Here is a 12,344-nt window from a genome sequence, read left to right as displayed (position 1 = left end):
GAATGTTTTAATCTCTAATAACAAAATTATTACTGTACAACTGCTAAAATATCATTTTCGCGTAATACTAAGTATTCTTTACCATCTTTCTCAACTTCTGTTCCAGCGAACTTAGAGTAAACGACTGTGTCGCCTTCACTTACTTCTAAAGCCACTTTATCACCGTTTTCTGTTACTCGGCCTGAGCCAACAGCAATGACTTTACCTTCTTGTGGCTTTTCCTTTGCAGAATCAGGAAGTACGATTCCGCTTGATGTTTTTTCTTCTTGTTCTACAACTTCTACAATGACGCGATCTCCTAGTGGTTTTAACATGATCAAAACCTCCTCTGATTTATATGTTGAAGATGATTATTAGCACTTAACATTGGCGAGTGCTAATTCCAATTATTATGATAATGAATCACGAAATTTTTTGCAAGTGAAAACCACAAAATTTTTGTTTCCTCTATTTATTTAGTATAGAATAGCTTTTAGATACTACAATGGTTATAGCAGACATATTAGAAAGGGACGATTATAGTGCCGAGAAGATATTGGGGAATATTAATTGTTTACATTATTGCACAACTACTACCAGGGATTATTTTAGTTAATATCCATTATCCAGAAAATCCACCGATTGATGACATGGTTTATTGGACTTTAGCTAGTATGGCCATTGCCACACTATGGATTTTATATCTATTAAGAAAAGATATGGCAGAAGTCAACATGCGTAGTGGACCGACAACTGGAGAAATTATAAAATGGTCTATTATTGGTGTGTTTTTAGCTTATGCCGTTCAAATTGTTGCTAACATGATTAATATTTATGTGTTAGGTATTGAAGAAGGATCAGAAAACACACAAAGTATCATGCAGATTATTGATACAAACATTTGGTTTATTTTATTACCGATTGTTTTTGCGCCTGTATTAGAGGAGATTATTTTCCGTAAAATTATTTTCGGTGAACTATATAAACGCACGAACTTTATTATTGCCGGTATTATTTCGGCTTTAATTTTCGCTGCGGTTCATATGGACTTTACGTACATTTTGACTTATACTGCTATGGGGTTTGCTTTTGCTTACCTTTATGTCAAGACTAAACGTATTATTGTGCCGATTATCGCACACATGGCGATGAACGCGATTGTTGTATTAATTCAAATGAATGTAGATATTGATGAATTAGAAAGACAACTAGAAGAATTTGAGAACGCAATGATGATTTTCTTTGGAGGATAAGGTATGAAACTTTCACCACTGTTTTTAGCATGGGTTTATCTCATAATGGGAGCTTTATTCGTATACATTGGTATACAATACGCGGATGAGACCGTTTGGAACTTCGCAACGATTATTTTCGCACTGATTGCGACGATTGATTTTGTCGTTGCCTTTAGATTGTTCGGAGTCCATAGCGCGATGAAAAACAAAAAGGATCAATAATTATTGAACCCGTAACGGATGATGTTGCGGGTTTTTTATTGTTAAAACTTTTTACTAAATAATCTATTTTTATCTAGCATATCAAATAGTTAAGCTGAATAATCATTAAACAAGCCTCCACTTTTTAAATATCTCAATTTTCTGAAATAATCTTGTTTTATCTACAAATTTCCATTATTATTAACAAAGGGAGGACAAACTTTTACAAGGGAGGAATACGATGCAAGAGACTGTGATTGAATGGTTAGGGGCTATAGGTGATATAGTCTGGGGACCATGGTTATTAATTTTACTAGTTGGTACTGGTATATTCTTAACAATCAGGTTAAGCTTTTTGCAATTCAAAACACTACCTTACGCATTAAAACTATCATTTAGTCCCAAAAGACAAGACAAAAAATCTGAAGGGGACATTTCCCACTTCCAAGCATTGACGACCGCATTAGCGGCGACTATTGGTACTGGTAACATCGCTGGTGTTGCAACAGCCGTTGTACTTGGTGGTCCGGGTGCTGTCTTTTGGATGTGGATCTCAGCACTATTCGGTATGGCTACCAAATATGCCGAGGCGATTCTAGCCGTTAAATACCGTGTTAAAGAGCCTAGCGGTAAAATGGCTGGTGGACCGATGTACTATATCGAAAAAGGTCTTAAAATGAAATGGTTAGCTGTATTATTTGCAATCTTCGGTGCTATTGCTGCTTTCGGTATTGGTAACATGGTACAGTCTAACTCTGTTTCAGATGTGTTAGATGATACATTTAGTGTACCTGTAGTCGCTACAGGTGTTGTACTTGCTGTGCTAGCTGGTTTAGTTATCCTTGGTGGTATTAAGAGTATTGGTAAAGTTACAGCTTATATCGTACCGTTTATGGCATTATTCTATGTCATCGGTGGATTAGTCATCTTATTTACAAACCTAGAGATGGCTGGTCAAGCGATCGCATTTATCTTTACGGATGCATTTACAGGTGAAGCCGTTGCAGGTGGTGCAATCGGTGCTGTAATTCGTTGGGGTGTTGCTCGAGGCGTATTCTCAAACGAAGCTGGTTTAGGTTCTGCTCCTATTGCAGCAGCTGCAGCTCGAACAGATTACCCTGGTCGTCAAGCGTTAGTGTCCATGACACAGGTGTTTATTGATACAATCGTCGTTTGTACAATTACAGGTGTAACGATCGTAATGGCTGACATGTACTTAGCTGGCGAAGAAGGTGCAAGCTTAACATCACAATCATTTGAATTCTTCTTAGGACCAACTGGTTCACTCATAGTATCAATTGGTCTAGTATTTTTTGCTTTCTCTACGATCCTAGGTTGGTCATACTACGGAGAAAAATGTTTCGGTTACTTAACGAAACACCGTGGTTTAACAGGATACAGAGTAGTGTTTATTCTATTCATCTTCGTAGGTGCAATTGTTCAATTAGATGTTGTATGGTCATTCGCTGATGTTATGAACGGCTTAATGGCTGTACCTAACTTAATTGGCTTACTCCTACTATCAGGTGTAGTTGTTAATGAGACGCGGAAATTTATTAAAGTTAGAAAAGAGGAAGAAGAAGCAGAAAAGGCCGGTTCTCCACCGACTGAGTCTTAATGCTTTACCTCATATAAAAAGGTGACTCCGGATTTATTCCGGAGTCACCTTTTTTGTTGGATTTGGTTGGTGGTTGGGAATTTTGGCGTTCATGAGATTAATTTGGCGTTCAGGCTATACTTTTTGGCGTTCGTGGAATTAATTTGGCGTCGAGCTGTACTTTTTGGCGTTCACGAAAATTTATTGGCGCTCGGGCTCTACTTTTTGGCGCTCGCGATAATTTATTGGCGCTCGAAAATTTTATCGGCGTTCACAATATTTTATCAGCGCTCGGATCCAGTTTATTGGCGTTCAAAATATTTTATCAGCGCTCACGAAATTTTATCAGCGCTCACGAAATTTTATCAGCGCTCGGGACTAGTTTATCAGCGTTCGGCCGAATTTATCAGCGCTCAGCCATCACTCCACTTTCTCAATACAAGTCTCATCATTATTCCTCGGACTGTTCACATACGTGCTTACTTCATAGTAATCAAGCGGGATATCTGATACATCGTTCACCCATTCTTTCATTTCACTTGGTTCTTTTGCTTCGAAATCAATCCAATCTTGTTCATACTCTCTTGGCAAAATGACTGGCATACGGTGATGGATTGGTTCGATTGTTTCGTTTGCTTCTTTCGTTAAAATCGTACAAGTGACCATTTCCTTGCCTTCAGCACTTTTCCACCTGTCCCACAGTCCCGCAAAGGCAAAATAGTCATGATTTGGTGGGTAAATTCGAACTGGTTGTTTCTTCCCATCAACTTTCACCCACTCGTAAAAACTATCTGCTAAAATTAAGCAACGCCGCTTCGTCATTAACCTTTTAAAACTCGGCTTTTCATCGGCTGTTTCTAATCTTGCGTTAATTATTTTAGAACGCATACTTTCATCTTTTGCCCACGATGGAATCAGTCCCCAGCTCATCTTACCTAATCTATTACCAGAGCCATCATGCACAACTGATAACACGTCTTGAGTTGGGGCGATATTATAACTCGGCTTCCAATCAACATGGTCCACATTAAAATGTTCTTTTAAGAAACGCTCTCCTACTGTTAACGTAAATCGACCACACACTATTGATCACCCCTCTTCGTCTTCAACACCCTTCATCTTAAGTGCTGCAGGAATGGCTAATGCAATAATGACAGCAGCTACAATAAAGGCTTCATTAATCGCTTGTAATGTCGCTTCTTGAACGGTATATTCATCAAGCAAAATCATGTGTCCTCTTCTTAACTCATAATAAACTGAGAAAAAGACGATTCCTAATGAAGATGCGAACTGTCTAATTAAATTATTCATCGCTGAACCTTGAGCCACTAAATGTTCAGGAATTTTGTTCATTCCAGCTGTTGTTGCTGGCATGTTACCAAAACCTAAGCCTGCACCGTGCACAATGTAGATTACAACAATCACCCAAAAAGCAGTCGTTAGCTCGATAAATCCAAAAGCTAAGCTCGCCCCTGAAAGAATAGCCAATCCAGTTGGAATGACAACTCTCGGCCCTTTTTTATCGAGTAACTTGCCACCAATGTTCATAAACAAGCCACTCATTAACGCACTCGGTAAAAAGATTAAGCCTGTTGCGACCATACCAAGCTCAAACGCCTCTTGGATCATATACGGAATTAAGAATAGTCCTGAGAACAACCCGATTGACGCAGCTGATGTTACGATAATCGAATATCGATACGTTTTTATTTTAAACACACGTAAGTCTAGCAATGGCTGATCTTTTCTTAATTCGTATTTTACAAAAACGATAATTAAAATAATGCCGACAACTAATAAAAGCGCATTGTTCAAACTTACTAAAGCCTGTAACTCTCGTCCTTGACCTAACACGTAAAGGACTGAGCCCACTCCAAGTGTAACCATTATAAAACCAATGTAATCAAAACGAATACTTGGGTTTGATGGTGTTGGCTTTAAATATTTTATTGAGAAAAATAGACTGAGTAAGGCGAAAGGTAAATTGACTAAGAATAAGAAAATCCAATTAAAGCTTTCTGCAATGACACCGCCAATTGTTGGACCAATAGCAGGCGCAATCATAACTGAAATACCATATGTTCCAACGGCGAAACCACGTTCATTTTTTGGGAAGGCATTAAATATTAACGCCATGGCATTTGGCATCATGAGTCCTCCAGCAATACCTTGAATAGCACGTGCAATAATAATCATGCTTAACGTTTGTGACATAGCGCCAAGGATCGATGCGAAGGTAAATAACAGTACCCCGATTATGTAGATTGTTTTCTTCCCGAACCGATCACCTAAGTAACCGGTTAACGGCATTGTCATTCCCATTGCAATCATGAAGATTGTTAAAATCCAGCTTACTCCTACGGCATCTGAATCGAATATGTGCATAAATTCCGGTAACACCGGGTTTAACATACTATTGTTTAAAATAACGGTAAACGTTCCGAATAAGACCGCTAATACGACTAACCATTTATTTGGTAGATTGCTCATGAATTCTTTCTCCCTTAATTAATTCGTCTCACGAACTATTGTACTCCTTTTAAACAATAATTGAAAGACAATAAATAAAAACGAGAGGGGGATGCCCTCTCTAATTTTTTAAGAAATAAATTAAAGACTGAAGTTCGACTGATAAATCGATATGATGAACTCTAACTGAATCAGGAACTGATAACCTCGCTGGTGTAAAGTTTAAAATCCCTTCAACACCTGCATTGACTAATCGTTCAGTCATTTCATCAGCCGCGTGCATCGGTACAGTTAAAATCGCAACTGTAATCCCAGTACGTTTCAATTCTTTCTCTAAGTCATCGACACTATAGATTCGAACTCCACCGATTGTCGTGTCTACCTTATCATTCGTGTCGAATGCAATTTCAATTTTCGTATTGTTGTTTTTAATAAAGTTATAATTTAATAATGCTGTCCCTAAATTCCCCACTCCAACTAACGCTACACGTGAGATTTCATCTTGATCTAACGTCTTTCTAAAGAAATAGATTAGGTGCTGAATATCGTAACCGTAACCTTTTCGGCCTAACTCGCCAAAATATGAAAAGTCCTTGCGAATCGTTGCTGAGTCAACTTTTAACGCTTCACTCAGTTCTTTTGACGAAACGCGTTGTTTCCCTTGTTGGTGCAAATTATTTAAATGTCTATAATATAGTGGTAATCGTTTGGCTGTAGCTTGAGGTATTTTATTTTCTTCCATCGTTTAAGGTTCTCCTTTTTTAAATTCCATTTTAAAACGTGGAACATTGCTTTATGATAGAACTATAAGATAAACTAGTTCACATTGAGGTGAATAAACTATGATCGTAATGCAATTAAAAGATATCGGTAAATATTTTGGTGCTGACCTTATTTTATCGAAAATTAACATAGAAGTACATCACCAAGACCGAATTGCGATTGTCGGGCGAAATGGTGCTGGGAAATCAACAATCTTGCAAATTATGGCTGGTCAATTAAAGCACGATGAAGGTGACGTTTTTAAACCGAAAGATGTCACCGTTGGCTATTTAGATCAACATACAGGATTAGATTCTGATAAATCGATTTGGAATGAAATGCTAGAAGTATATCAAGATGTCATTAACTTAGAAAAAGAGTTGCGCGAACTTGAAGCGCAAATGGCTAATCCTGATGCTTTCCAAAAAGAAACAGAATACGAACAACTTCTAACAACGTATGATCAAAAACAAAACCACTTTCAATCGATCGGCGGTTTTCAATACGAAGCTGAAATCCATTCTGTCTTACAAGGGTTAAACTTTGGTGGCTTTGATCTCAATACACCTATTGCTGATTTAAGTGGTGGTCAGAAGACGCGTTTAGCATTAGGTAAATTGCTATTAGCGAAGCCTAACATCTTAATCTTAGATGAGCCGACGAACCACTTAGATATTAAAACGCTCAATTGGTTAGAAGGCTATCTCAACCATTACGACGGGGCGGTTGTCATCGTTTCACACGACCGTTACTTTTTAGACCAAACTGCTAATATCGTCTATGAAGTCGCTTTTCAATCTTCAAAAAAATATCACGGGAATTATAGTTACTTCTTAGAAAAGCGAGCAGAAGATTACGAGCTCCAAAAGAAACAGTATGAAAAACAACAAAGTGAAATTAAACGTATGGAAGATTTCGTCCAACGTAATATTGCGCGTGATTCAACGAGTAATCGTGCTAAGTCAAAGCGAAAACAGTTAGAAAAGATAGAACGAATTGATCACCCTGATCTAGATGATGCTTCAGCTAAATTTTCATTCGACATTAAACGAAAAAGTGGTAACGATGTGTTGAAGGTTGAAAATTTTCAAGCGAAGTATGGTGCTTTGGACGAGCCGATTTTCAAAAATGTGACGTTCAGAGTTAACCGTGGTGACCGAATTGCGATTGTCGGACCTAACGGGGTTGGGAAAACAACTTTACTCAAAGCGATTTTAAATCGTATGGAATTCGTTGAAGGCGACATTCAAGTTGGCACGAATGTTGAATTCGGTTATTATGACCAAGAGCAATCCACACTCAATCCATCAAAGACAGCCTTAAATGAACTATGGGATGATTACCCGCTCATGCCTGAAAAGGATGTTCGTACGATTTTAGGTAACTTCCTTTTTACAGGAGATGATGTGTTAAAAACAATCGGCATGTTAAGTGGTGGTGAGAAAGCGCGAATTCTACTTGCAAAACTGATGCTTAAAAAAGCAAACGTCCTCATTATGGACGAGCCGACAAACCACCTTGATTTAGATAGTAAAGAGGTTTTAGAAGCTGCATTAGCTGACTTCCCTGGAACAATTTTGTTCGTCTCACACGACCGTTATTTCATTAATCGGATTGCGTCACAAGTGATGGAAATGAGACAAGATGAAATTAGAATTTTCCTTGGTGACTATGACTATTATATTGAAAAAATCCAAGAAGAAGCAGAACTTAAAGCAATGGAAGAAGCAAAACAGCAAGTTGTAGAAGAGAGCACGAACAAAAAACAATTTGAAGAAGATAAACAAGTTAAGCGCGAGATCCGTAGAGTCGAACGTCGGATCAGCCAAGTCGAAGAAGACATTCAAAAACATGAACAAATTATCGAAGAACAAGAAGCTAAAATGGAAGACCCTGAATTAACAGGTGATTACTCAAGACTGCAGGAAATCAATAATACAATAAAATCAAGCCAAGATTCATTAGAACAACTCATGGAAGAATGGGAAACGTTACAAGAAGAGCTTGAGTCGTTTAAGGCTGGTTCTTAAGCTAAGAAGCACTTGGAGTTCATTCCGAGTGCTTTTATGTGTATAAATATGGTTTATCCACTACAAAAGTGCCCAACACACCAAGTTTTGCACAGACTTATTAACAAAGTCCACAAGGTTAACTACTTTTGTCCACAATATTTATACACAAGTTCACATACCGTCACACTTAAATTTATAAAAAATTACCCACAACTTTGTGTATAAGCTGTGGGTAATCATATTACATCATTAATCCTGGATTAGCATTTAAGTTAAGCGAAGCATAATTTTGTCTATGATATTCAACTGATGCTGCAGCTCCGATCATTGCTGCATTATCTGTACATAAATATAAAGGTGGAATCGCTAATTCTACATCAGTATCTGCAAAACGCTGATCCATCCTCGCCCTTAACGTCTTATTCGCAGAAACACCACCAGCAACAATTAACTGTTTAACACCGTAGTCCATCGCTGCCTCATATGTTTTATCAACTAGCACATCAATGACACTCTCTTGGAAAGATGTTGCGACATTTTCAACGTCTATCTCTTCACCTTTTTGTCTTAAATGATGCAACTTGTTAATAACTGCTGTTTTTAGACCACTGAAACTAAAATCATATGAACCTTCTTCTAAGTATGATCGAGGAAAATTATATGTATCTTTTCCTTCTTGTGCTAAACGATCAATTTGTGGACCACCTGGATAAGGTAAACTTAAAGCTTTAGCCACTTTGTCATACGCTTCTCCTGCTGCATCATCTCGTGTTTCACCGATAATCTCATACTCACCGTGTTCTTCCATATAAATGAGTTCAGTGTGGCCTCCTGATACGACTAAGGACATCAATGGAAACTCAAACTCTTGTTCCAACCGATTGGCATATATATGACCTGCAATATGATGAACACCGATGACTGGTTTTCCGTGTGCATAAGCAAGTGCCTTGGCCGCGTTAACGCCAACAAGTAAAGCACCAACAAGTCCTGGCCCTTCTGTTACAGCAACAGCATCTATATCCTCCATCGTCACATCAGCTTCTGTTAAAGCTTGTTCCATGACGACTGTAATTTGTTCGATATGATGTCTTGATGCCACCTCTGGTACTACACCGCCAAACTTTTGGTGGATGTCCATTTGGGTAGCTACAACATTTGAAAGGAGTTTTGTTCCACCTTGCACGACTGCAGCTGCTGTTTCATCACAACTTGTCTCAATTGCTAAGATTAATTCATTTTTATCTTTCATGACATTTTCACCCACATTACATAAGCATCTTCTTGGTCTGGATAGTAGTTTTCACGCCTGTTGACAATCTCTAGTCCAAATTTTTCGTACATTTTTTGTGCCACTTTATTTGATACACGGACTTCTAACGTTAATTCCTCAACATCGAATCGTTTCGTCATTTTCATAACCTGCTCAAATAATTTCTCACCGTACTTATGGCCTCGTTCTTCTGGTAAAACTGCAATATTAGTTATTTGTGCTGATTCCATAACAATCCAAACACCACAATAAGCGATCACTCGCTCATCTTTTTCTAAAACTAAATAATGTGAAAAACGATTTTTAAAGAGATCAAATTCAAAGTCTTCTCGCTTCCATGGGGCTTGAAAAGAAGCTAACTCAACATTCATAACATCATCTAAATCTGTTAACTCCATTTTACGAATTAATGTTTTATTCATCTCTTCTACCTTTTTTGATTTTGCTCTAACCATTTCGCTTCGGCCTCCACCATTCGATGATATTGAGGTTTTAACGCATGAACAGGTGTCGGTTCACGTTCTAACGCTAAATGTGCTAACATGCTAGCTCTCGGTAAATTCATAGAATGTTGAATAATATTTGCTTGTGCTCCTAGTTTCTCTTTTATTAAGTCATCAAACTGGTGATTCGTTGAGCTAATAAAATGGACTGTCTCATCTATGTTTTGTAGCTGTTCTAACCAAGACTCCATAGATGTATTGAGATCATCTTTCACCTTTGTCATTTGCCCGTTTTGAACTTGATATAGTCCCGTGAAGACATTACCCCTTCTAGCATCGAAAAATGGGCATACATAACCATTATGATAAGATAAATTAGCTGCTAACATTTCTAAACTAGATATTGCGACAACGGGTAGATTTAATGCCCATGCCATCGTCTTCGCAGTCGTCATCCCTATTCTTAGACCCGTATAAGACCCAGGTCCTTCTGAAACAGCTATTAAATTTAAATCTTTCGGCGTTAAATTTGCCTGGTTAAATATATAATCAACAGCGGGCATCAGTTGAATTGAATGATTGCGTTTTACATTTACCGTCAACTCAGCAGCTAATTGATTGTCTTTCAATATGGCAACACTCATCGGTTGATTTGAAGTATCGATCGCTAACACATTCATTATTTGATCTCCTTGCATAATTCATTAAAATGATTGGTATGAGGAGTTAAAGTTACTTCACGTTGATCCTCATCAATCTTTTCTATATTAATTTGTAACCGTTCTTCCGGTAAAAATTCCGATATAAATTGTGACCATTCTATTACGGTCACACCTTCTGCATTAAAGTAGTCATCAAAACCGATATCTTCTTCACTATCTTCTAATCGATAAACATCCATGTGATAGAGTGGCATACGGCCTTTATACTCTTTAACGATTGTAAAAGTTGGGCTATTAACCGTTCGCTTTACTGCTAAACCTTCAGCTAAACCTTTAGCAAAAGTTGTTTTGCCAGCACCTAAATCACCGTCTAACGTTACGACATCATTAGGTAGTAACTTTTCTCCTATTTGTTTAGCTAAACGTTGCGTTTCAGTTTCATTTATTGTTTTGAACTTGTACATATAAATCACCTATTAATTATTATGAATGCTCATACCCTTTACGTTCTAAAATAGTTGTTTGGTCGCTTTCAATTAAATTGACCTTTGGATTTGAAGAAGAGCTTGTTACACTTCCAATTGATTTAATCGGTACATTCAACTTTTGAGATAACTGTTCTAATTGTTTCCATTCTTGTACAGAACAAGTCCCTACTAATTCAAAATCCTCACCAGCAGATAAGACGAGCTGTTTTAGAAATGTTGAATTAAGCTTTGTCATATCTTGGTGAACAGGCAAAGATTCATAATTGATTTCTATATTTACTAATGATGCCTCTGCAATTTCATTTAACTCAGTCGAAATCCCATCACTTATATCATTTAAACAGATCCTATTTAGAGATTGTGAAGCTTGTAAGAAAGCTTGCCTTGGTACAGGACGTTTATGACGGTTAATGAAGTAATTATCCTTTGACTTAGGATCATCATTTAATAAATGAAGCCCATAACCTGATTCTCCTAAGTTACCAGTAACAAATACGACATCTCCTGATTCTGCTTGGAACCTTAATCTTTTTTTATTAGGCAAGACCGATCCAAAAGCCGTGATCGAAATCATTAACTTACTGGAAGAAGTCGTGTCACCGCCAATTAAATCCATATTATAAACTTTCGCTAACTCGTTCATACCGTCATATAACGATTGAATGTCATTATGATTATAATCACTTGGTACTCCAATTGTTATTAAGTAATATAATGGTTCACTCCCCATAGCAATTAAATCACTCACATTGGCAGCTAGAACACGGTGGCCAATATCTGATAAGTCCATATAATTAAAAGAAAAATGAACATCTTCAATCATTGCATCAGCTACAACGACAAGCTCATGCCCACTAGGTGGCTTAATAACAGCACCATCATCACCAATCCCTGTTACTACTGAACTTCGTCGATAAAAAGACGGTGTGATTTGCTTGATAAGATCTGTTTCCTTCATGATAATACCTCTCCATGACTTCAGTATAACTGTATCATAGCAAAGATGGTTGCTTAAGGGAAATAATCATCTCTTAAAACTTCCTATGTAAAAAAGTAAAAAATCGCTCTATAAATGTAAAAAAACCTTGTGAATTCTATTCACAAGGTACTGAATGGTCTGAAATAATATGGCGGTCCGGACGGGACTCGAACCCGCGACCTCCTGCGTGACAGGCAGGCATTCTAACCAACTGAACTACCGGACCTTTTGGTTGCGGGGGCAG

Annotated in this window: 13 protein-coding genes and 1 tRNA gene; 4 read left to right on the top strand and 10 right to left on the bottom strand. The window is 37.7% G+C overall.

The features are described from left to right. Window positions 1-29: 29 nt before the first annotated feature. Window positions 30-314, bottom strand: a complete 285-nt coding sequence (gene groES, locus J2R98_RS08120) for a co-chaperone GroES (protein WP_307067864.1) — start codon at window positions 312-314, stop codon at window positions 30-32. A gap of 207 nt (window positions 315-521) precedes the next feature. Here groES and J2R98_RS08115 point away from each other — a divergent pair, with 207 nt between their 5' ends. The 3 genes from J2R98_RS08115 to J2R98_RS08105 all read left to right on the top strand — a co-directional run bounded on the left by J2R98_RS08115 (window position 522) and on the right by J2R98_RS08105 (window position 3,033). Continuing rightward, on the top strand, window positions 522-1,232 hold the full coding sequence (locus tag J2R98_RS08115; protein ID WP_307067861.1) for a CPBP family intramembrane glutamic endopeptidase: 711 nt from the start codon (window positions 522-524) through the stop codon (window positions 1,230-1,232). Window positions 1,233-1,235: 3 nt separating this feature from the next. Then, window positions 1,236-1,436 carry a YdiK family protein gene (locus J2R98_RS08110; RefSeq protein ID WP_146816927.1) on the top strand — a complete coding sequence of 67 codons (201 nt, stop codon included), beginning with the start codon at window positions 1,236-1,238 and terminating at the stop codon, window positions 1,434-1,436. Window positions 1,437-1,656: 220 nt separating this feature from the next. Continuing rightward, entirely contained in the window at window positions 1,657-3,033 is a 1,377-nt protein-coding gene (locus tag J2R98_RS08105) for an alanine/glycine:cation symporter family protein (RefSeq protein WP_307067858.1), read from the top strand. Between the two features lie 399 nt (window positions 3,034-3,432). On the opposite strand, the gene J2R98_RS08100 is transcribed toward J2R98_RS08105, so the two are convergent. From J2R98_RS08100 to J2R98_RS08090, 3 genes are all read right to left on the bottom strand, one after another. Beyond that, the gene (locus tag J2R98_RS08100; RefSeq protein WP_307067855.1) at window positions 3,433-4,095 is read right to left on the bottom strand and encodes an SOS response-associated peptidase; all 663 of its coding nucleotides are present in this window, start codon (window positions 4,093-4,095) and stop codon (window positions 3,433-3,435) included. Between the two features lie 6 nt (window positions 4,096-4,101). Next, window positions 4,102-5,502: an MDR family MFS transporter gene (locus J2R98_RS08095; protein WP_307067853.1), complete on the bottom strand. Its 1,401-nt coding sequence runs from the start codon at window positions 5,500-5,502 to the stop codon at window positions 4,102-4,104. Between the two features lie 100 nt (window positions 5,503-5,602). Continuing rightward, window positions 5,603-6,223, bottom strand: a complete 621-nt coding sequence (locus J2R98_RS08090) for a redox-sensing transcriptional repressor Rex (protein ID WP_307067851.1) — start codon at window positions 6,221-6,223, stop codon at window positions 5,603-5,605. Between the two features lie 100 nt (window positions 6,224-6,323). Here J2R98_RS08090 and J2R98_RS08085 point away from each other — a divergent pair, with 100 nt between their 5' ends. Continuing rightward, window positions 6,324-8,273 (top strand): ABC-F family ATP-binding cassette domain-containing protein, encoded by a 1,950-nt coding sequence (locus tag J2R98_RS08085; RefSeq protein ID WP_307067847.1) that lies wholly within the window; start codon window positions 6,324-6,326, stop codon window positions 8,271-8,273. A gap of 223 nt (window positions 8,274-8,496) precedes the next feature. On the opposite strand, the gene tsaD is transcribed toward J2R98_RS08085, so the two are convergent. From tsaD to J2R98_RS08055, 6 genes are all read right to left on the bottom strand, one after another. After that, entirely contained in the window at window positions 8,497-9,507 is a 1,011-nt protein-coding gene (gene tsaD, locus J2R98_RS08080; RefSeq protein WP_307067844.1) for a tRNA (adenosine(37)-N6)-threonylcarbamoyltransferase complex transferase subunit TsaD, read from the bottom strand. Then, a complete protein-coding gene (gene rimI / locus J2R98_RS08075) occupies window positions 9,504-9,983 on the bottom strand; it encodes a ribosomal protein S18-alanine N-acetyltransferase (RefSeq protein WP_307067842.1) in 480 nt (159 codons plus the stop codon). The genes tsaD and rimI overlap by 4 nt, the downstream gene beginning before the upstream one ends. Then, the gene (gene tsaB, locus J2R98_RS08070) at window positions 9,956-10,651 is read right to left on the bottom strand and encodes a tRNA (adenosine(37)-N6)-threonylcarbamoyltransferase complex dimerization subunit type 1 TsaB (protein WP_307067840.1); all 696 of its coding nucleotides are present in this window, start codon (window positions 10,649-10,651) and stop codon (window positions 9,956-9,958) included. Before tsaB ends, rimI begins: the two co-directional genes overlap by 28 nt. Next, window positions 10,651-11,097: a tRNA (adenosine(37)-N6)-threonylcarbamoyltransferase complex ATPase subunit type 1 TsaE gene (gene tsaE, locus J2R98_RS08065; RefSeq protein ID WP_307067838.1), complete on the bottom strand. Its 447-nt coding sequence runs from the start codon at window positions 11,095-11,097 to the stop codon at window positions 10,651-10,653. Before tsaE ends, tsaB begins: the two co-directional genes overlap by 1 nt. Before the next feature lie 19 nt (window positions 11,098-11,116). Continuing rightward, window positions 11,117-12,079: a thiamine-phosphate kinase gene (thiL, locus tag J2R98_RS08060; protein WP_307067836.1), complete on the bottom strand. Its 963-nt coding sequence runs from the start codon at window positions 12,077-12,079 to the stop codon at window positions 11,117-11,119. Window positions 12,080-12,249: 170 nt separating this feature from the next. Beyond that, window positions 12,250-12,326: transfer RNA gene (locus tag J2R98_RS08055), tRNA-Asp, on the bottom strand. Window positions 12,327-12,344: the final 18 nt, after the last annotated feature.

It is taken from the genome of Alkalibacillus filiformis (genome assembly GCF_030814115.1).
Classification (GTDB): domain Bacteria; phylum Bacillota; class Bacilli; order Bacillales; family Alkalibacillaceae; genus Alkalibacillus; species Alkalibacillus filiformis.
This window is presented reverse-complemented; position numbering and strand designations above follow the sequence as displayed.

Excerpts from the sequence above, each read along its gene's own strand:
- groES (WP_307067864.1), bottom strand. The coding sequence starts at position 314 with ATGTTAAAACCACTAGGAGATCGCGTCATTGTAGAAGTTGTAGAACAA.
- J2R98_RS08110 (WP_146816927.1), top strand. The coding sequence starts at position 1,236 with ATGAAACTTTCACCACTGTTTTTAGCATGGGTTTATCTCATAATGGGA.
- J2R98_RS08105 (WP_307067858.1), top strand. The coding sequence starts at position 1,657 with ATGCAAGAGACTGTGATTGAATGGTTAGGGGCTATAGGTGATATAGTC.
- J2R98_RS08095 (WP_307067853.1), bottom strand. The coding sequence starts at position 5,502 with ATGAGCAATCTACCAAATAAATGGTTAGTCGTATTAGCGGTCTTATTC.
- J2R98_RS08090 (WP_307067851.1), bottom strand. The coding sequence starts at position 6,223 with ATGGAAGAAAATAAAATACCTCAAGCTACAGCCAAACGATTACCACTA.
- J2R98_RS08085 (WP_307067847.1), top strand. The coding sequence starts at position 6,324 with ATGATCGTAATGCAATTAAAAGATATCGGTAAATATTTTGGTGCTGAC.
- tsaD (WP_307067844.1), bottom strand. The coding sequence starts at position 9,507 with ATGAAAGATAAAAATGAATTAATCTTAGCAATTGAGACAAGTTGTGAT.
- rimI (WP_307067842.1), bottom strand. The coding sequence starts at position 9,983 with ATGGTTAGAGCAAAATCAAAAAAGGTAGAAGAGATGAATAAAACATTA.
- tsaB (WP_307067840.1), bottom strand. The coding sequence starts at position 10,651 with ATGAATGTGTTAGCGATCGATACTTCAAATCAACCGATGAGTGTTGCC.
- tsaE (WP_307067838.1), bottom strand. The coding sequence starts at position 11,097 with ATGTACAAGTTCAAAACAATAAATGAAACTGAAACGCAACGTTTAGCT.
- thiL (WP_307067836.1), bottom strand. The coding sequence starts at position 12,079 with ATGAAGGAAACAGATCTTATCAAGCAAATCACACCGTCTTTTTATCGA.